Here is a 20,040-nt window from a genome sequence, read left to right as displayed (position 1 = left end):
CCGGCACACCTTCGGCGGCATCGAGGATGCGGGGCGCTGGTCGCTGGCGCGCAGCACGGCGAAGAGCACCCCCCCCCAACCCTCCCCTGCTCGCAGGGGAGGGAGCACAACCGCTCCTGCTCCTCCCCCTGCAAGCAGGGGGAGGTTGGGAGGGGGTGAAGCTCTTGATCCTGACGCCATCGAACACATCGCGCGCACCCTGCTTCGTCGCTACGGCGTGGTGTTCTGGAAACTGCTGGAACGCGAGGCACCGTGGCTGCCGTCGTGGCGCGAACTGCTGCGCGTCTACCACCGGCTGGAAGCACGCGGCGAAATCCGCGGCGGCCGTTTCGTCGAAGGCCTGGTCGGCGAGCAGTTCGCCCTGCCCGAGGCGATCGCGCCGCTGCGCGCGATTCGCCAGCGCGCGGATGACGGCGAGCTGGTCTGCGTCAGCGGCAGCGATCCGCTGAACCTGGTCGGCACCGTGCTGGTCGGCGACAAGGTGCCGGCGCTGGCCGGCTCGCGCGTGCTGTACCGCGACGGCATGCCGATCGCCGCGCTGGTCGGCGGCAAGGTCGTGCCATTGATCGAGTTGTCGGCAGTCGATGCCCGGCTGGCGAAGCAGGTGTTGCTGCGCCATCCCCCCTCGCAGCCGGAAGCCGTGGCTGCGGCGCGCTGACGCGATGGGCTGCCTGCCCGTGCTGCTGCTGTTTCCGCTGGGTTTCGGGCTTGGCTATCTGGTGGGCGGCGACATCGGCGGCATCTGGGGCGGCGGCATCGGCCTGACGCTTGGCCTGGCCTTGATGATCCTGCTGGTCCGGGCGATGCGGCGGCGGCGCTAGAGCTTGAGATGGATGTGCCGGCGATCCATCGCCTGAACGATCAGCCACCACACCGCCACGAACGCTGCGGCGAACGCCAGCGACGGCAGGTACGGGCCGAAGCGCGGCTTCATCCAGCCGGCGAACCGGATGCGACTCCACGTCGCCCGGCCCAGCGCGGGCAGAGGGAGGAGGTAGCTCAGGGTCGCGCGGGCGATCAGGGGCGACCCCAACCTTCCCCTGCTTTGCAGGGGAGGGAGCGCGATGCCACCAGTCGACCGGGACTCACGGCTGCAACGCCACGCGGCCCAACGCGTACAGCGGCCCGTCGATCGGCGCGGTGTAGATCAGGCACAACGCGCGTTCACCCTGCTGCGCGGGCAGCGCCGCGTCCAGGGTGAAGTTGCGGGCGCTGTGCGCGGGATCGGGCAAGGCCATGCTGGCCAGCACCGGGCCGGCGCAGGTGTCCAGGTGCACCACCAGTTCGCCGAACGGCGTCTCGTTCGGATGCGACGCCACCAGCTTCTGCTCGTGCGCCAGCGCATAGTTGCGTTCGAGTCGCACTGCGTCGACATGGATGCGGCGCAGCCCTTCCAGCGGCGTGGCGGGATACAGCTGGCAGCTGTTGAACACGTTGATGCTGTAAACCGGCGACGCCGAGGCGGCATCGGGCAGCGGTTGCACGCGCAGGCGGAAATCGCTGCCGGGACAGTTCGGCAACGCATTGCCGTCGAGGTCGAGCAGGCTGGCCCGATCCAGCACGCGCTGGCGCGAGGTGGCCAGCACGCTGCCATCGGCGGCGAAGCTGGCCGCGCGCACGGTGGTCGGCAGGGTCACGTTGAACGGTGCGTCGTAGCGCGGCGAAGCCTGCGTGGGCGCGCTGTCGTCCAGCGTGTAGCGGATGGTGCCGAAATCCGTCTGGTTCGACAGCGTGACCGTGGCCTTGCCGGTGGCCAGGGCAAGCGTGCGATCGATGGCGACGTCCACCGCGAACGCGCTGTCGGCATAGCCGACATGCTGTGCGCGGTAACGTGCGAGCTGCGCCGGCAGCCGGGCGAGGAAGCCCGGCCAGTCGCTGCTGGCCGGCGACCACGCCACTTCGCTGAGCGCATCCAGCCGCGGGAATACGGCATGCTCCGCATGCGCGAAGGTGGGAATGTGCTCGGCCCACACGTTGGCCTGCACGCCCAGCACATGCGCGGCTTGCTTCGGGCCCAGCACGGCAGGCACCACCTGGAAGCCGTAGACGCTGCGCAGCGACTCCACGCCCATGCGGCCGGCGTATTCGTCGGCCAGATCACCTTGCACGTGATCGAAGTACAGCGCCGGCGCGGGCGACATCACCACGTCGTGGCCCATCATCGCCGCCTTGATCGCGCCGTCGGTGCCGCGCCAGGACATCACCGTGGCGTCGGCCGGCAGGTGCTCGCCTTCGAGGATCTCGTCCCAGCCGATCAGCTTGCGGCCATGCCGGTCGAGGTACTGGCCGATGCGATCGATGAACCAGCCCTGCAGCGCGTCTTCGCTGGTGATGCCCAGCGCGCGCATCTTCGCCTGCACGGCGGGCGAGGCCTGCCACTGGTCCTTGATCGCCTCGTCGCCGCCGACGTGGATGTATTTGGAGGGGAACAGCGCCAGCACTTCGTCGAGCACGTTGTCGATGAAGTCGAAGGTGGCATCGTCCACGTTGTACAGATACGGATTGACGCCCCAGTCGACCGACACGTCCGGTCGCTTTCCGGTGACGCCGAGCTGCGGATACGCGGCCACCGCGGCCTGTGCGTGACCGGGCATGTCGAGCTCCGGCACGATCGTGATGTGGCGCGCGGCGGCGTAGGCAACCACCTCGCGGATCTGCGCCTGCGTATAGAAACCGCCGTAGCGTTTCGGCTCGCCACCCTTGCCGGCGTCCGGCGGCGTGCGCCACGCACCGACGCGGGTGAGCTCGGGATAGCGTCTGATCTCGATCCGCCAGCCCTGGTCGTCGGTGAGATGCCAATGGAACACGTTGAGCTTGTGCTGGGCCATCTGGTCGAGCAGGCGCTTCACCTCGTCCACGCTCTGGAAATGGCGCACCGAATCCAGCATCAGGCCGCGCCAGGCGAAGCGCGGCCGGTCGCGGATGGTCAATGCGGGAACGGCCACGGCGCCGTGTTTCGCGTCGGGCGTCAGCAACTGGTACAGCGTCACCGCGCCGTGGAACAGGCCCGCCTCATCGCTGGCGGCGATGTGGATGCCCTGCGGCGTCACCGTCAGCACGTAGCCTCCGGCCGCAATTTGCGGGTCGCGTTGCAGCACGATGGCAGCCGCGGCCCTGGCGTTGTCGCCGACACGAAGGTGCAGGCCCCGGGTGCGGGCCAGCAGGTCGATCAGATAGCCGGCGGTCTGTTTCGTGGCGGCGCTGCGCTCGGCAAGCACGATGGGCGTGCTCGCATCCACGGTGAAACTGCCGGACTGCCGCTGAAGCTGCGCCGGCAACGGGATCAGGGAGGGTGGCGCCACCTCGGCGGCGCCGGCCACGCGCAGCGGCAGCAGGGCAAAGGCCAGCAGCAGGCAGCTGCAGCGGGACAGGATCGAACGGCGATTCATCGGTATCTCCTGCGCGGTGGTTCCGCCAGCCATCGTCGAGGACGTCCGGACAAAAAGACGGGCCCGCAGAATCCACCGGGCCCGTTCGGGGAGAGTGCAGGCCGTCCCTGGCCTGCGCGTGGTTGCCGCGGATCAGAACGAGAGGTGCGCGTTCAGATAATACTGACGACCGTTCTCGTAGAACGAGGTCGGGATGACCGAGCTCTGGTAATACTTGTAGGTCGGGTTGTTGAGGTTCAGCCCGTCCAGGCTGAAGCTCAGCCAGTCGGTGGCCTTGTAGCTGAGCGACACCGCCAGCGTGCCGAACTTGTCCTGGTAGTATGGGTTGGCACCGGACAGGCCGATCAGGAACGCCGAGCGGGCGGTGTAGCTCACCCGGGCGCCGAAGGTGTCGTTCTCGAAGTAGGCGCCCACGTTGTAGGTGTTCTTCGACGTGCCCAGCAGGTGGTTGCTGCCATCGGCCCAGGTGTGGTCGGTCGACCCATCGGCATAGGTGTAGTTGGTGGTGAAGCCGAAGTATTTGCCGATCGGCTGCTCGTAGGCCAGTTCCACGCCGGTGACCTGTGCATCGGCGTTGATCGGCATGGCGACCTGGTAGGCCTCCAGCTGATGGGTCAGCTCGCTGAACAGCATCTGCGTCTGGGTGCCGTAGGCGACGTAGTCCTTCATGTTCATCGAGTACGCCGTCGCCGATACCAGGCCGCGCGGCATGAAGTACCACTCCAGGCCGGCGTCGAAGTTGGTCGACAGCACCGGCTTGAGCAGCGGGTTGCCGCCACCGCCGGTCTTGTTCAGATCCGAGCCCCAGGAGGAGGCGCCCAGCGCGGAATAGTCCGGCAGGGTCTGGGTCTGCGACGCGGCGAAGCGGAACACCAGGTTCTCGGACATGTTGAACTTGAGGTTCGCACTGGGCAGCACGCGGTGGATCTTGTTGTTGACGTGCTTGCGATCCCAAGCGCCGAACAGGCTGCTCACATCGGGGCTGACGGTATCGGCGAAATAGGTGGCGATGTCCTGGTCGATGTTGACGTAACGCAGGCCGACATTGCCGCTCCAGTTTTCGCCCTCGAAGTTGGCCTGGAAATAGGCCGCGAGGTTCTTCTCGTCGACGGAATACTCCGCACCGTAATTGTGGCGCCCGGTGGGACCGTCGTTGTTGGACAGCCAGGTGGAGTTGTTCACGATCGCGTTCTTCAGCGCGTCCGGGGTGAAGTACCACAGGTCGCGCGGGAAGTTGCCGCCGATGCCTTCGGCAAAGCCGCCCGGGTAGTTGGCGGTGGCGCCGTTCTGCAGCGTGGACCAGATGTCACCCGGGCTGGCGCCCTCGGGCGACTGCGCCTCGCGCTTGTGCTTGGCGTAACGCAGGCCATAGTTGAACGAGCTCAGCACGCCGGCGTTGAAGTACTGGGTGAAGTCGGCCGTGCCCCAGTTTTCCTTGTCGATCGCCTTGACCTGCTGGTTGCCCCAGGTGCCGAAGCTGGTGACGCCCGCGGGGGTGATGTCGCCGCCCACGTTCCAGTCCACCGGGGAACCGTTGCCATGCGTGGTCCAGCCCGCGCCGCCACCGTTCGCCGCGGTCACCTCGGCGATGAACTGGCGTGGCGTTTCGCCCACGCCCTTGGTGGTACCGGCCTGGAACTTCGCCGAGACGGAGTCCGAGACCAGCCAGTCCGCATCCAGCGTGTAGTAGGAAGTCTTGGACGAGGCCTCGCGGTAGATCATGTCGTAGACGACGTAGTTGGTGCCCGGCACGCCGGCATAGGTGGCATGGGTCAGTACGCCGTTCTGCACGGTGTAGCCGGGATCGGGCGCCTGGCTGGTGGCGAAGTTGCCGCCCCACAACATGAAGTTGCGGTTGTAGTTGTTCGCGTCCATGTCCGAGCGGAAGCCGCTGGCGCCAAGGGTCAGCGTGTCACTGGGCTTGAACTGCACCTCGACCAGGCCACCCTTGCGGTCGCGGGTCTGCTCGAACAGGGTGGCACCCAGCAGGCCGGGAACCTTCACCCCGGCAAGGTCGGGGTTGCTCTGCGCCAGCGCGGAATCGGGGGCGATGGTGGCGAAGCCGCCGGGAATCTCCTGCGCTTCGCGGCGCAGGTGACGCTTCTGCTTGAACACCTGCACCATCACGCCGAAGGTGCCGTCGGTGTTCTTGTAGTTGAACAGGCCCGAAAGCTGCGGATCGTTCGAATCCGGCAGGCTGGAATGGACCGCGCCGAGGCTGAGGCTGGTGGTGAACTGCTTCTCGAAATCCAGCGGCTTGCGCGTGATGATGTTGACGTTGCCGGTGGTGCCGCCATCGGCGAGGCGGGCCTCGGACGACTTGTGGATCTCGACCCGGCTGACCAGCTCGGACGGCAGCAGCGTGTAGCTGACGCTGCGGCCCATGGTGCCGCCCTGGCTGAGCACGAACCAGTCGGCCGTGCCGACGCTGTGGCCGTCGATCAGGGTCTGGGTCAGGCTGGGGCTGGTGCCGCGCAGGCTGACGCGATCGGCTTCGTCGAAGCCGCCTTCGTCGGCGCTGGACGAGCTGATGTTGACGCCCGGCAGGCGCTGCAGCGTGTCGGCCACGTTGTGCGCCGGCAGCTTGCCGACGTCTTCGGCGGTGACCACCTCGAGATTGGCCGTGGCATCGCGCTTGATGTCGAGCGACTTCTCCACCGCGCCACGGATGCCGGTGACCACGACCGTGGCCAGCTCCTTGGCCTTGGCCTTCTCGGTCTGGCTGGTGCGGCTGCTGCTGTCGGTGGCCTGGGCGCTGTCCTGTGCATAGAGCACGCCGGATACGCACAGACCGGTGATGATGCTCGCGGCTAGCAATGTCTTGCGGTAATTCATGATCTCCTCCCCTCAGAGGCTGGCTTGAATCAGGACCGGCTGATGACGGTCGCGGACGTTGGTTGTGACTTGCTTGGCGCCGTGTCGCCGGATGGCGGACGGAATCTCATCTCAATCTCCCTTGTGCTCATCCAGAAACCAGCCGGCGGCGCCAATGACACCAAGCTGGCCGTGCTCGATCAGTCGAACCGGAACCTGTTGCAGCCAGGCGCGCATCACGCCCTTGTTGAAATAGCGTTCGGCAAACGTGCTGGCCAGCAGGAACGGCTGGATCTGCGGCAGGATGCCGCCGGCCAGGTACACCGCGCGGGCGCCGTACAGCAGCACCAGGTCGCCGACGAAACTGCCCAGCAGTCCGCAGAAGACCTGCAGCGCCTCCACCGCGGCGGCATCGTTGCCGGCCAGTGCGGCGGCAGTGATCTCGGCCGGGGTCAGCTGGCGCTCGGTGCAGCCACGCAACTCGCACAGCGCGCCGTAAAGCTTGAGCAGGCCGGGGCCGGACAGCGCGTCCTCGAATGACACGTGCGAACGCTCGCGGCGGAACAGGCGCAGGATCTCGATCTCGCGCTCGGTGCCCGGCGCCAGCGAGATCTGGCCCGCCTCGGTGGCCAGCACCTGGGCGCGCGGCTGGCCCGGCAGCAACACCGCCGAACCCAGGCCGGTGCCCGGGCCCATCACCAGCACCGGTCCGCGGGTGGCGGGCCGGCTGCTCTCGATGATCGACATCGCGTCGTCGGCGCCGATGAACTGGGTGGCGTAGGCGACCGCCTCGAAGTCGTTGATCACGGCCAGCTGGCGGATGCCGAGCGCGGCGCGGATCTCGCCGATCGACACCGGCCACGGCAGGTTCTCGTTGACGATGGCGTCGTCCAGCACGTAGCCGGCGCAGGCCACCGCGCAATCGCTGAGCTGGCTGCACAGCCCCGCGTGCGGTGATGCCTCGAGCTGCGCCACGAAGTCGCCGAGCATCGCGGGCAGGCCGGACCAGTCCGCGCAGCTGTAGCGGTGGTAGTGCAGCACCTTGACCGACTGCCCACCCGGCGCCGCGACCACCAGGCCGATGCGCGCGTGCGTGCCGCCCACATCGGCGGCCAGGAACGGCTGCGCCGCAACGGGGCCGGCACGACCGACGCCTGTCGACGACAGGCCGCCGCCCAGCGACGTGCCGGTTGCCGCGGATGCATGGCGCTGGTTGGCGCGTTCCCCCACTGCCCTCTCCCGTGTCTGGCCCGCTGGCGAAAGCGGTGCGATGGACGCACCCGGCCGGGGCTGATGGGGGCCGAGTCTGCTGTCAAAATGACAACGTTGTCAACAGGGTGCCCGACAGTTTTTTCAAAGCGCCCTGCGGCGTCGCAACATAGCTGTCGCGACACTCCTGCGCCGGCGTTGAACTTTGCCCGCTGCGGCCTTGCTGCACGGCGATGGCGCGAGTTGGAACCGACCTTCCGGGCGCTGACGCAACGCCACACGAGGCTTCGTTTCGGACGTCTGGACGGCCGCCCCGGAGACGCCTGGCCATGGCGTACGCCCGGCCATAATTGACAACGTTGCACTTTTCAGCGAATAAAGAGACATTCCAGCCAGCCCGATCATCCGATCGGCGCACGCGGCGACTCGGGGAAAACATCCATGGCAACGACGCTGACGGCGGCACCGTCCCAACGCGGCTATTTCGGTCCGATGCTGATCATCGGCGTGCTGTTCTTCATCTTCGGCTTCGTCACCTGGCTGAACGGCCCGCTGACGATCTTCGTGAAGCTCGCCTTCAACCTCGACGACGTCAGCGCCTTCCTGATCCCGGTGGCGTTCTACCTGTCGTACTTCTGCCTGGCCCTGCCCTCGTCGGTGGTGCTGCGACGCACCGGCATGAAGAAGGGCATGGCGCTGGGCCTGTTCGTGATGGCGATCGGCGCGGTGCTGTTCGGCGAATTCATCAACATCCGCGTCTACCACGGCGCCCTGGTCGGGCTGTTCGTGATCGGCGCGGGGCTGTCGCTGCTGCAGACCGCGTCCAATCCCTACATCAGCATCCTGGGGCCGATCGACAGCGCGGCGCAGCGGATCGCCTTCATGGGCATCTGCAACAAGGTGGCCGGCGCGCTGGCGCCGCTGGTGTTCGGCGCGCTGGTGCTCAGCGGCATCGACACGCTGGACCAGCAGGTGAAGGACGCGCCCACCGCGGCGGCGCGCGAGGCCCTGCTCAACGGTTTCGCGGCGCGCGTGTACTGGCCGTACATGGCGATGGCGGCGCTGCTGGTGCTGCTGGCGATCTGGGTGGTGCGCTCGTCGCTGCCGGAGATCAAGCCCGCCGGCGCCAACGACGAAAGGGCGATCGGCCATGCCGGCCGCAGCATCTACAGCTTTCCGCACATGTGGCTGGGCGTGCTGTGCCTGTTTCTCTACGTCGGCGTGGAGGTGATGGCGGGCGACGCGATCGGCATCTACGGCCAGGGCTTCGGCCTGCCGCTGGACGCCACCAAGCATTTCACCTCGTACACCATGCTCGGCATGCTGGCCGGCTACGTCGTGGGCCTGCTGGTGATCCCCCGCTTCATCTCGCAGCAGCGTTACCTGGCGGTGTCGGCGGTGCTGGGCGTGCTGTTCGCGATCGGCGCGTACGTCACCCGCGGCTACGTGTCGGTGGGCTTCGTCGCCGCGCTGGGCTTCGCCAACGCGATGATGTGGCCGGCGATCTTCCCGCTCGCGATCAAGGGGCTGGGCCGGCACACCGAGGCGGCCTCCGCGCTGCTGATCATGGGCATCGTCGGCGGCGCGCTGATCCCGCAGGTCTTCGTGCACCTGAAGCAGCTGATCGATTTCCAGCTGGCCTTCCTGTGCGTGATGGTGCCGTGCTACCTGTACATCCTCTACTACGGCCTGGCCGGGCACCGCATCGGCCAGGCCGCCGCCAGCAGCGCGGCACAAGGCACTTGAGCTAGGATGCATGCGCCGCCGCGCAATCCGGCGGCGCCCGCTTCGGTTCGACGGCAGCGGCGTCACCAATCACGATGCATGAGGTTCAACCGGTGCGCAGTGCCACCATCAAGGATGTCGCGGAACGGGCCGGCGTCTCGCTGAAGACCGTTTCGCGGGTGATCAACAACGAACCGTCCGTGCATGCCCGCACCCGCGAGAGGGTGCAGCGCGAGATCGACGCGCTCGGCTACCAGCCCGATCCCTCCGCGCGCAGCCTGCGCAGCACCCGCGCCTACGCGATCGGACTGGTCTACGACAACCCGAACGCGCACTACATCATCAACCTGCAGCGCGGCGTACTGTCGGTGTGCCGTTCCAGCGGCTTCGGCCTGCAGATCCACCCCTGCGATTCGGCCTCGCCGAAACTGGCCGACGAGCTGCGCACCCTGGTGCAGCGCTCGCGCCTGGCGGGCCTGGTGCTGGCGCCGCCGATGTCCGAACAGCCGGAACTGATTCGCAGCCTGGTCGAGGCGAAGATCCCGTTCATCCGGATCATCTCCGCGCGCAAGGACCCGCAGGACGGCTTTCCCTGCGTCTACGTCGACGACCGCGACGCCGCCTACGCGATCACCGAGCACCTGATCCAGCTCGGCCACCAGCGCATCGGCTTCCTGTGGGGCGGCCGCGAACACCGTTCCAGCCCCGAGCGCTACCAGGGTTACGAGGACGCGCTGAAGGACTACGGCATCCCGCTCGACCGCAAGCTGATCCTCGCCGGCGACTACACCTTCGACGACGGCTTCCGCGGCGCCCGCAAACTGCTGGCGCTGAAGGACCGCCCCACCGCGATCTTCGGTTCCAACGACGAAATCGCCGCCGGCGTGCTGGCCGCCGCCCATTCCGACGGCATCAACGTGCCGTACGAACTGTCGATCGCCGGCTTCGAGGACAGCCCGTTCTCCAAGCAGTCCTGGCCGGCATTGACCACCGCCCGCCAGGCCACCGAGGAAATCGCGCGGCACGCCGCCCAGCGCCTGATCGGCGACCTGCAGCGCGAAGCCAACGGCGAGCCGGCCCGGCACGCGAACGAGGGCTTCAGCCCGGAGCTGGTGGTGCGCGGGTCGACGGCGCCAAGGCATGTGGCGCAGGCGCCACGGGGTGGCGGTGGGCGGCGCAAGGCGGGAGTTTGAGGGCCGGCCTGAGACCGGGCTGTTCGTCTGGCGAAGTCGAAGACTTGGAATCAATTACCCTCGTCCATTCGAGTTCACTCAAGCCGCCTGCCACGCCTTCGCCAGCTCCCCGGCAAGGTCGCGATAACGGCGCGGCGGATGGCCAAGCAGGCCGGTGAGCAGCTCCACCGCATTCGATTTGCCGAGCATGCCGTCGACGTGGAAGCGCGCCAGCATCAGGCGCAGATCGTAAGCCGACCACGACGGCATGAAGCCAGCCATGACGGTCTCCCAGGCATCGAGGTCGTTGCCCGCGGGCGTCACCGGCTTGCCCAGCACGCCGGACCAGATCGTCGCCAGCGCATCGCCGGTCAGCACGTCCGGCCCGGTGATCTCGATCACCTCGCGCGGCAGCGGCGTCGCGGACCGCGCGCGGCGCAGCAGCGCAGCCACGGCAATCTCGGCGATGTCGCGCACGTCGACCATCGCCACGCCGACGTTGCCGATGGGCATGCCGTAACGCCCCTGCAGCAGGCCGTCCTTGAGCGCCGCATCGTTCTGCATGAAGTAGGACGGACGCAGCACGGTCACCGGCAGGTCGAACTGCTCGATCATCCGTTCCGCCGTGTACTTGCCGGTGAAATGCGGCACGTCGGTGTAGACATCGCTGTTGAGTACCGACAGATACACGATGCGCCGGATGCCCGCCTCGCGCGCCAGGCTCAGCGTGCCGATCGCCTGCGTCACTTCGTCGGCGACCACGGCATTGAGCAGGAACAGCGTGTCGACCTCCTTCAGCGCTGCGCGCATCGAGGGGATGTCGGTCATGTCGCCCTTGACCGCGATGACGCCTGCAGGAAACGACGCCTGATCCGGGTTGCGCGTCAACGCGTGGACGGTGGCGCCTTGGGCGGCCAGGCCGCGAACGACGAGGCTGCCGATGGTGCCGGTACTGCCGGTGACGAGAATGTTCATGGGGATCTCCTTCTGGGGTGGTGGACGGCGTCATCCTGCTGTTTCACGAGCGGTACCGATAGCTGCATAATCTGGACATCCCGTCTCACTCATGGAACACCTGTGGATCTGCTCGCGCTGGCCGATTTCAATGACGTGGCGCGACACGGCGGCTTCGGCCGCGCCGCACGGAGTACCGGCCGGCCCAAGGCCACGCTGTCGCGGCGGGTACGCCAGCTGGAGGATGCGCTGGGCGTGCGCCTGTTCGAGCGCGGCGGCCATACGCTCCGGCTGACTCCGGAAGGACGCGAACTGCAGGAACGGACGCAGTCACTGCTGGAACACATCGACGAAGTGGGCGAGGTGTTGCGCGGGGGCATCGGCACGCCACGCGGCAGGCTGCGCATCAGCGCGCCGGTGCTGTTCGGCCAGCGCGGCCTAGGCCGCATCGCCGCGGACTATGCGCTCGCCTATCCCCAGGTTCAGCTGGAAGTCGTCACCGAGGATCGCTTCGTCGATCCGGTGGATGACGATTTCGACCTGATCATCCGCGCCAATCCCGACCCCTCGACCGACCTGGCCGGCCGCTGCTTCCTGCGCGACGTGATGGTGGTCGTGGCCGCGCCGTCACTGCCGCGGCCGGCGGGAAGAAGTACCGTCGCCGTGCCCGCGATCACCCTCTCGCGCACGCCTGCCGATGCCACCTGGCAACTCACCCGCGCCCGCAGCGTGCGCCACATCGCCACGCGCACCGTGCTGCGCCTGTCGTCGATGGCGATGATCCACGATGCGGTGATCGCCGGGGTAGGCGCCGCCGCCATGCCGCGTTCGCTGGTCCAGGCCGACATCGACGCCGGCCGGCTGCTCGATTGGGGTGCATTCGCCGACCACCCCGTCGAAGTGTGGGCGCTGTATCCCTCGCATCGACATGTGAGCGCCCGAGTGGCCGCCTTCGTGAAACTGCTGCTGGACCGTTTTGAAAATGCTTCGCCAAGCGCATTCGCTCGACTCGCGAGCGGGAGATGAAGCGGCGCCGGCGATGCGTCAGCCGCGTGCCAGCACGCCGATCGCCACCACCGCCAGTGCCACGCCAGCCAGGTTGAGCCGACTCAGGCGCTCCCGGAACAGCACCAGTCCCACCACCGCACCCAGCGCCACCACGCCGATGTTCATGCTGGCGAAGACCAGCGCCGGATGCTGCGGCAGGGCGCGGTGGCCGCGCAGGTAGAACAGGATGTTGCCGAAGTTGGCCAGGCCGAGCAGCAGCCCGGCCACGGCGCTGCGGGCGGTGAAGCGGGTGCTGCGGTGGACGCGACGCCACAGCTGCATCGCGAACGCGACCAGCAGCGCCAGCGCGAACATCGCCTGCAGCGACGTGCCCAGTGGCACGCCGGCCTGCGCCACGCGCTTGAACAGGATGTCGATCACGCCGAAGCCGGCGAACACCAGCAGCGGATACAGCCAGCCGGCGGCACCTTCGGCCGTCGGTGCGTGACCGCTGCGCCAGACCATGCACGAGAGCGCCAGCAGGCCCAGCGCGATGCCGCCCAGCTTGAAGGCGGAGAGCTGCTCGCCGAACAGCACGAACGCGGCCAGCAGCGAGATCAGCAGGGACAGCCGCTGCGCCGCGTCGCTGCGCACGATGCCGGCGTGGCGCACCGCGGCCGCCAGGGCCAGGAAGATGGTCGGCAGCAGAATGCCCAGCGCGACCAGCGCCAGCCACGGCACGCCCGGTTCGCGCAGGCTGGCCGGCGCGGGTTGCAGCAGCAGCGCGGTGAGCACGCTGGCCACCAGGTAGTTCCAGGCGATCGCCTGGCCCACGTCGAGTCGGAATCGACGCGCCAGTTTCAGCAACACCGACACCAGCACGCTGCACAACACGCTCAGCAACACGAAAATCATCGGGGGATTCCAGCGCGACCAGGGCGCATTGTGCCGCAGCACCGGCCAAAGTCGTCGGCGCGGTCGGGCATCAGCCGCGCAGGCTCTTCACCAGCATCAGGATCGCCACCGCGATGATCGCCAGCGCGAAGATGATGTTGAGCGCGCCGCGGGTCTTCGCCAGCCGCTTCGCACCCATCGCGCCCAGCCAGCCGCCGACGACGCCGCCGCCGATGAACTCGGCCGCCACCGGCCAGTCGACCAGGCCGGAGATCGCGTAATTGGTCGCCGCGGTGAGGCCGAACGCGCCGACCGCGAACAGCGAGGTGCCGATCGCGTAGATGATCTCCATGCCGCTGGCGAACATCAGCCCGGGCACGATCAGGAAGCCGCCGCCGATGCCGAAGAAGCCGGCCAGGCTGCCGGTGCCCAGGCCCACCGCGCCCAGCCGCGGATACATGCCCGGCAGCGGATAGCGATCCACGCCGCCGCGCCGCCCACGCAGCATGAAGCCGGCCACCACCATCATCAGCAGCGCGAACAGCACCAGCAGGTGCTGGCCGTTGATCGCCTTGCCGATGCTGGAGCCGATGAAGGCGCCGAGCACGCCGGTGGCGGCGAAGGTGAACGCCACCTTCCAGCGCACGTGGCCGGCACGCGCATGCGGAATCAGGTTGGCGAACGCGTTGAACGACACCGCCAGCGCGCTGGTGCCGATCGCCAGGTGCGGGTCGTGCACGCCGACCACGTACAGCAGCAGCGGCACCGCGAGGATCGAGCCGCCGCCGCCGATCAGGGCCAGCGAGAAACCCACGGCCGAGCCGCAGGCGATCGCCAGCAGGGCCTGCATGGTCAGCAGATGCGTCATCGCGGTTTCCATGCTGGGTGGAGGTCAGTCGTCGACACGGAACGGCCTGAACAAGGTGGTCACCAACGCCTGCAGGTGCGGGGCGCCGATGCGGCCATGAATCGTCCGCACCTCGCACCTCGCCCCTGACCGCGCCCTCGCGAAGCAGCAGGGAATGCCGCTGCGACAGGGTGGCCGACGTGGCGATGCCGTGCGCGAGGCCTGCGGCGGGTGACGGCGGCCATCAGCGACGGCTCATTTCCAGCCAGCCGCGCAGGATCGACAAGTCGTAGCCGGCCGCCTCGGTGGTGGCCAGGATGTTGTCGACGGTGTCGTCGGACGACAGCGCCCACAGCGCACTGCAGCGCGTGCCGCTGCGGCAGAACGCCAGCACCGGGCCGGGCAGCTGCGCCATCGCCTCGCTGAAGCTGCGCACCTGGTCATCGTTGACCTTGCCCGACACCACCGGAATATGCCGCCATTCCAGGCCCGCCGCGTGCGCTGCCGCCTCCAGCGCGGCGTTGTCCGGCTGGCCCGGCTCTTCGCCGTCGGGCCGGTTGTTGACGATGCTGCGAAAGCCCTGCGCGACGATCGCCGGCATGTCCGCCGCGGCGATCTGCGGGGCGACGCTGAGCTGCTCGGTGAGTTGACGGGGTTGCATGGGTTTCCCTCCGGGGTGAAGCCGCGCCGGCGATCAGATCGCATCCAGCGGAATTTTCAGATAGCGCACGCCATTGTCTTCGGCCGGCGGCAGGTGGCCGGCGCGCATGTTCACCTGTACCGCGGGCAACAGCAACTGCGGCACTTTCAGGGTGGCGTCGCGGGCGCTGCGCATGGCCACGAAGGCGGCCTCATCGATGCCGTCGCGCACGTGGACGTTGCCCGCGCGCTGCGCCGCCACGGTGGTTTCGCAGACGAACCCGTCGCGTCCCGGCACGGGGTAGTCGTGGCACAGGAACAGCCGCGTCGCGTCCGGCAGCGCGAAGATCCTGCGGATCGAGCGGTACAGCGTGGCCGCGTCGCCGCCGGGGAAGTCGCAGCGGGCGGTGCCGTAGTCGGGCATGAACAAGGTGTCGCCGACGAAGGCGGCGTTGCCGATCACGTGCACCATGCACGCCGGCGTGTGGCCGGGCGTGTGCAGCGCCAGCGCCTCGATGCTGCCCAGCAGGTAGCGCTCGCCATCGGCGAACAGGTGATCGAACTGGCTGCCATCGCGGGCGAAGCCGCCGCCGGCGTTGAACAGCGCCCCGAAGGTCGCCTGCACCTCGCGGATGTGCTCGCCGATGGCAAGCCGGCCGCCCAGCTGTTCGCGCACGTACGGCGCCGCGGAAAGGTGATCGGCATGGGCGTGCGTCTCGATCAGCCACTCGACGTCGAGCCGCTGCGCCCGCACGAAGGCGATCACCGCGTCGGCCGACGCGTGGCCGGTGCGCCCGGAGGCCGCGTCGTAGTCGAGCACGACGTCGAACACGGCCGCCTTCATCGTGGCGGGGTCCCACGCCACGTGGCTGAAGGTATTGCTGGGTTCGTGGAAGAACGACCTGACTTCGGGACGGTGCATGGTCAACTTTCCATCAGCTCGGCTGCAGGCATGGGTCGCGTGCGCAACGCGTGTACGGATACCGCTGCGGCCAGAGTATGCGACCGCCGCCTCATCGAGTCATCCGGACGCCATCACTGGCCCGCGGCTGATGGAAGATGCCGCCCATTGCCGCGCGACAGCCACGTGTAGTACAGCAGCGGAATCACCAGCAAGGTCAGCACCGTCGACACCATCACGCCGAACACCAGCGATACCGCCAGCCCCTGGAAGATCGGGTCGGTGAGGATGAAGAACGCGCCCAGCATGGCGGCCAGCGCGGTGAGGATGATCGGCTTGGCGCGCACGGCGCCTGCCTTCACCACCGCCTGCTCCAGGCTCAGCCCCGCCGCCAGCGAGTGGTTGATGAAGTCCACCAGCAGGATCGAGTTGCGCACGATGATGCCGGCCAGCGCGATCATGCCGATCATCGACGTGGCGGTGAACTGCGCGCCAAACAGCCAGTGGCCGGGCATCACGCCGATCACGGTCAGCGGAATCGGCGCCATGATGATCAGCGGCACCACGTAGCTCCTGAACTGGCCAACCACCAGCAGGTAGATCAGCAGCAGGCCCATCGAGTAGGCGATGCCCATGTCGCGGAAGGTCTCGTAGGTGATTTCCCACTCGCCGCTCCAGCGCACGGAATAGCCCGTGTCACCGGCCGGCGGGCCGGTGAATTCCTGCGTCAGCTGCTGGCCCGCCAGGCGCGTGTCGCGGATTCTGCCGACCAGGCCGAACATGCCGTAGACCGGGCTGTCCTCCATGCCGACGTCGTCGCCGGTGACGAAGGTGTAGGGCAGCAGGTCCTTGTGGTGAACCGCGCCGGCCCACGGCTCCTCGACCACCTTCACCACCTCGGAGATCGGCACCAGCTGGCCGGCGCGGGAGCGCACGCGCAGGCTGAGAAGCGGGTCCATCGAACCGAGCATGGCCGCTGGCAGGCGCAGCATGATCGGTACCGCGTACTTTGCGTTTTCGTCGGCGACATAGCTGGCCGGGTCACCGCCCATGCCGGCGCGCAAGACGTCGACGATTTCAGCCTGGCTGACGCCGAGGGCGGCCGCCCGTGCGCGATCAATCTCGATCAACTGACGCCTGGCCCGAGCGTTTTCGACGCTGAGGTTGACGTCGGCAATGCCGGGCGTCTGCGCGAACAGCTTCTCCATCGACAAGGCCACCGCACGCTGCCCCTGATAGTCCGGGCCATAGATTTCGGCGACGATCGGCGCCATCACCGGCGGCCCCGGCGGAACCTCGGCCACCACCAGGTGCGCGTGAAAGCGCCTGGCCACCTCGGCCAGCGCCGGGCGCACCGCCATCGCCACCTCATGGCTCTGCCGCTTGCGCTCGCTCTTGTCGACCAGGTTGACCTGGATGTCGCCCTGGTACGGCTGGTTGCGCAGGTAGTACTGGCGCACCAGGCCGTTGAAGTTCATCGGCGCCGAGGTGCCTGCGTACAACTGGTAGTCGCTGACCTCGGGCACATGGTTGAGCAGCTGGCTCATGTCCACCAGCGCGCGGTTGGTCTGTTCCAGCGTCGAGCCCTCGGGCATGTCCAGCACAATCTGGAACTCGGACTTGTTGTCGAACGGCAGCATCTTCAGGATCACCAGCTTGACCCCGGCCAGGCCCGCGGCCAGCAACACCAGCATGCCCATGCCGATGAACAGGCGGCGACGATTGCGCGCAGCCCCGGGGTTGCCCAGGAACGGCGTCATCACGCGGATGAACAGGCGCTGCAGGAAGCGGTCGATCTTCGGTTCCGCGGGCGCAGCGCTGCTCGCCGCCTCGCCGCGCGGTGGCGGCATGTGACCGCGCAACAATCGATACGCCAGCCACGGGGTGACCACGAAAGCCACCGCCAGCGAGATCAGCATGCCGACCGAGGCATTGATCGGAATCGGCCGCATGTACGGCCCCATCAGGCCGCCGACGAAGGCCATCGGCAGCAGGGCGGCGATCACCGTGAAAGTGGCCAGGATGGTCGGCCCACCCACTTCGTCGACGGCCAGCGGAATCGCCTCGAGCAGGCTTTTCTCACCCGGTACCATGTGCCGGTGAATGTTCTCCACCACCACGATGGCATCGTCAACCAGGATGCCGATCGAGAAGATCAGCGCAAACAGCGATACCCGGTTGATGGTGAAACCGATCGCCCACGATGCGAACAAAGTCACCGCCAGCGTGATCAGCACGGCCACGCCAACCACCACGCCTTCGCGCCAGCCCAGTGCAAACAGCACCAGCAGCACCACTGCAAACGCGGCCAGCGCCAGGTGCAGCAGCAACTCGTCGGCCTTGTCATTGGCCGTCTGTCCGTAATCGCGGGTGATCGTGGCATGCACGCCTTCGGGAATGTCCACGCCCTGCAGCGCATCCAGTCGCTCGCGGATGCTGCTGGCGATGGTGTGCGCATTGCTGCCGGCTTTCTTGGCGATCGCCAGGGTCACCGCCGGCACCAGCCCGGTGGACGGGCCGGAGCGGCCCGGCGGGGCACCGAAGGAGGCCAGCCGCGTGGCGTGATTGGTGCCGGAAACCACCCGTGACACATCGGACAGATACACCGGGTGCCCGCCGGCCAGGCCAATCACCAGGTGCGACACGTCCTGCGCATTCATCAGCAGGCTGCCGGCCTTCACCGGCAGATCCTGGTTGCCGCCGACCTCGCTGCCGATGTCGGCGGCGACATTCGCCGCCCTCAGGCTGCGTGACAGGTCGCCCACGGTGAGCTGGTAGCTGGCCAGCCTGGCCGGATCGATCTCGACCATCACCGCGCGGTCCGGCGCGCCGAGCGTGTAGACGTCCCGCGTGCCGGGCACGCGCTTGAGGTCGGTTTCCAGCGTGTGCGCCACCTTGGCCAGCTGCTCGGGCGTGGTCTCGGGGCGGTCGGACCACAGGGTGACCGCCATCATCGGCACGTCGTCGATGCCGTAAGGCTTGACCAGGGGCTGGCCGACGCCAAGGCCTTGCGGCACCCAGTCGGCGTTGGAATAGATCTTGTCGTACAGATCGACCAGCGCATGCTGGCGCGGCACGCCGACATCGAACTCCACCGTCACCACGGCCATGCCGGCGCGGCTCATCGAGTAGACGTGCTTGACGCCCTTGATCTCGGACAGCTTCTGCTCGAGCGGAAAGCTGACCAGGTTCTCGACACTGCGCACGCTGGCGCCGGGGTACGGCACCAGCACGTTGGCCATGGTCACTTCGATCTGCGGATCTTCTTCCTTCGGCGTGATGATCGCCGCGGCGATACCCAGCAGCAGCCCCGCCACCGCCAGCAGGGGCGTGATCTGCGAAACCTGGAATGCGCGGGCGATGCGGCCGGAGATGCCCAGCCTGGACGGCTCACTCATGAGCGGCACCCGGCCTGGCATTGCGCCGGGTCAGCCAGGCCACCGCCGCCTGCGGATCGCGCGCCACGCGCTCGCCATCATCCAGCCCGGCGAGCACCTCCACCTCGTCGCCCTCGCGGTTGCCGAGGCGCACCTGCCGCAAGGTGACGTCGCGCTCGCCGATCACGTACACCGCCACCAGCTCGCCGCGCCGGACCAGCGACGTGGCCGGCACCAGCAGACGCCTGGCATCGCCCATGGCAAACGCCACCTTCACCGTCATGCCCGGATACAGGGCGGTGGTGCCGGCCGGCAGCTGCACGCGCACGTTGAAGCTGTGCGTGGCCGCATCGGCATACGGGAACACCTCGATCGAGCTGGCCGCGATCGGCTGGCCATCCGCCGGCATCACGCTGGCGGCGTGGAACTTGCGGACGGCGTCGACCGCACTCTGCGGGAGTTGCACGTTGACGCGCAAATCGTCCAGCGCCTGCAACTGGATCAGCGGCTGCGGCGACGGCGGGCCGGCCTGCACGGCCTGGCCCACATGCACGAAGCGCTGCGTGATGACGCCGGCGAACGGCGCGCGCAACACGGTGTAGTCGAGCTGCTGGCCGACCGCGCCCGACTGGGCGCGCGCCGATTCCAACGCAGCCCTGGCCGCATCGCGTGCCGCGCGCTGCTGATCCATCTGCGCCGTGGACACATAGCCCTTCGCGTACACCGCCGCGATGCGTTCGTAGGAGGCCTGCGCATCCCTGTAGGTCGCCTGTGCCGACGCGATCTGCGCCTGCGCCGCATTCCGCGCGGACTTCTGTTCCACGTCGCTGAAGCGCACCAGCACGGCCCCCTTGGCCACCACGTCGTTGACGTCGTAGGGCAGCTCGACCACCCGCGCGCTGGTCTGTGCGGTGATCGTCACCTGGTTGACCGCCTCGACCACCCCATCCCACACCTGTTCCCGGCGGGACGGCTGCCCGTGCACCACGCTGCCGGCCAGCGAAGCGGGTGGCGACGGGGCAGCCGGTACGGCAGGCCTGTCACCACAGCCGGCCAGAGCAGCCAGCGTGACGGACAGCCCGAGAAGGCGCAGCTTGAACTTCATGGATGGCGCTCGTTGCGGGCGTGAATG

At 68.0% G+C, this 20,040-nt stretch carries 16 protein-coding genes; 5 read left to right on the top strand and 11 right to left on the bottom strand.

Annotated elements, in window-relative coordinates; all coding sequences use genetic code 11:
* Window positions 1-658 (top strand): Lhr family helicase (locus UU7_RS11825; RefSeq protein WP_083845980.1); only part of this gene is annotated, 658 nt, incomplete at its 5' end.
* A gap of 4 nt (window positions 659-662) precedes the next feature.
* Window positions 663-821: a hypothetical protein gene (locus UU7_RS18835; protein ID WP_193385073.1), complete on the top strand. Its 159-nt coding sequence runs from the start codon at window positions 663-665 to the stop codon at window positions 819-821.
* On the opposite strand, the gene UU7_RS18995 is transcribed toward UU7_RS18835, so the two are convergent.
* The 4 genes from UU7_RS18995 to UU7_RS11805 form a co-directional block, all read right to left on the bottom strand.
* Window positions 818-1,033: a hypothetical protein gene (locus UU7_RS18995; RefSeq protein WP_040673353.1), complete on the bottom strand. Its 216-nt coding sequence runs from the start codon at window positions 1,031-1,033 to the stop codon at window positions 818-820. The two genes, UU7_RS18835 and UU7_RS18995, sit on opposite strands and share 4 nt — an antisense overlap.
* A gap of 52 nt (window positions 1,034-1,085) precedes the next feature.
* Complete coding sequence (locus UU7_RS11815) at window positions 1,086-3,389, bottom strand: beta-N-acetylhexosaminidase (protein WP_007808558.1); 2,304 nt, start codon at window positions 3,387-3,389, stop codon at window positions 1,086-1,088.
* Window positions 3,390-3,521: 132 nt separating this feature from the next.
* Complete coding sequence (locus tag UU7_RS11810; RefSeq protein WP_007808556.1) at window positions 3,522-6,224, bottom strand: TonB-dependent receptor; 2,703 nt, start codon at window positions 6,222-6,224, stop codon at window positions 3,522-3,524.
* Between the two features lie 111 nt (window positions 6,225-6,335).
* Entirely contained in the window at window positions 6,336-7,433 is a 1,098-nt protein-coding gene (locus UU7_RS11805; RefSeq protein ID WP_007808555.1) for a glucokinase, read from the bottom strand.
* A 420-nt stretch (window positions 7,434-7,853) separates the two neighbouring features.
* Here UU7_RS11805 and UU7_RS11800 point away from each other — a divergent pair, with 420 nt between their 5' ends.
* Both UU7_RS11800 and UU7_RS11795 read left to right on the top strand, forming a co-directional pair.
* Window positions 7,854-9,158 (top strand): sugar MFS transporter, encoded by a 1,305-nt coding sequence (locus UU7_RS11800; RefSeq protein ID WP_007808553.1) that lies wholly within the window; start codon window positions 7,854-7,856, stop codon window positions 9,156-9,158.
* 92 nt (window positions 9,159-9,250) lie between these two features.
* A complete protein-coding gene (locus UU7_RS11795; protein WP_040673361.1) occupies window positions 9,251-10,330 on the top strand; it encodes a LacI family DNA-binding transcriptional regulator in 1,080 nt (359 codons plus the stop codon).
* Between the two features lie 78 nt (window positions 10,331-10,408).
* Here the strand turns inward: UU7_RS11795 and UU7_RS11790 are convergent, their stop codons facing one another.
* Window positions 10,409-11,284 (bottom strand): NmrA/HSCARG family protein, encoded by an 876-nt coding sequence (locus tag UU7_RS11790; RefSeq protein ID WP_007808549.1) that lies wholly within the window; start codon window positions 11,282-11,284, stop codon window positions 10,409-10,411.
* 102 nt (window positions 11,285-11,386) lie between these two features.
* On the opposite strand from UU7_RS11790, the gene UU7_RS11785 reads away from it, so the two are divergent.
* Window positions 11,387-12,289 carry a LysR family transcriptional regulator gene (locus UU7_RS11785; protein WP_007808547.1) on the top strand — a complete coding sequence of 301 codons (903 nt, stop codon included), beginning with the start codon at window positions 11,387-11,389 and terminating at the stop codon, window positions 12,287-12,289.
* A gap of 18 nt (window positions 12,290-12,307) precedes the next feature.
* Here the strand turns inward: UU7_RS11785 and UU7_RS11780 are convergent, their stop codons facing one another.
* The 6 genes from UU7_RS11780 to UU7_RS11755 all read right to left on the bottom strand — a co-directional run bounded on the left by UU7_RS11780 (window position 12,308) and on the right by UU7_RS11755 (window position 20,013).
* Window positions 12,308-13,165, bottom strand: coding sequence for a DMT family transporter (locus UU7_RS11780; RefSeq protein ID WP_007808545.1), 858 nt, complete (start codon window positions 13,163-13,165; stop codon window positions 12,308-12,310).
* A 70-nt stretch (window positions 13,166-13,235) separates the two neighbouring features.
* Window positions 13,236-14,000 carry a sulfite exporter TauE/SafE family protein gene (locus UU7_RS11775; RefSeq protein WP_040673360.1) on the bottom strand — a complete coding sequence of 255 codons (765 nt, stop codon included), beginning with the start codon at window positions 13,998-14,000 and terminating at the stop codon, window positions 13,236-13,238.
* 235 nt (window positions 14,001-14,235) lie between these two features.
* On the bottom strand, window positions 14,236-14,652 hold the full coding sequence (locus tag UU7_RS11770) for a protein tyrosine phosphatase family protein (protein ID WP_007808542.1): 417 nt from the start codon (window positions 14,650-14,652) through the stop codon (window positions 14,236-14,238).
* Window positions 14,653-14,685: 33 nt separating this feature from the next.
* Window positions 14,686-15,552 (bottom strand): MBL fold metallo-hydrolase, encoded by an 867-nt coding sequence (locus UU7_RS11765; protein ID WP_007808540.1) that lies wholly within the window; start codon window positions 15,550-15,552, stop codon window positions 14,686-14,688.
* 113 nt (window positions 15,553-15,665) lie between these two features.
* The gene (locus UU7_RS11760; RefSeq protein ID WP_007808538.1) at window positions 15,666-18,929 is read right to left on the bottom strand and encodes an efflux RND transporter permease subunit; all 3,264 of its coding nucleotides are present in this window, start codon (window positions 18,927-18,929) and stop codon (window positions 15,666-15,668) included.
* Entirely contained in the window at window positions 18,922-20,013 is a 1,092-nt protein-coding gene (locus tag UU7_RS11755) for an efflux RND transporter periplasmic adaptor subunit (RefSeq protein ID WP_007808536.1), read from the bottom strand. Before UU7_RS11755 ends, UU7_RS11760 begins: the two co-directional genes overlap by 8 nt.
* Between the last annotated feature and the right edge of the window lie 27 nt (window positions 20,014-20,040).

Origin of the sequence: Rhodanobacter spathiphylli B39 (assembly GCF_000264295.1) — a bacterium.
In the GTDB taxonomy this organism is placed as follows: domain Bacteria; phylum Pseudomonadota; class Gammaproteobacteria; order Xanthomonadales; family Rhodanobacteraceae; genus Rhodanobacter; species Rhodanobacter spathiphylli.
This window is presented reverse-complemented; position numbering and strand designations above follow the sequence as displayed.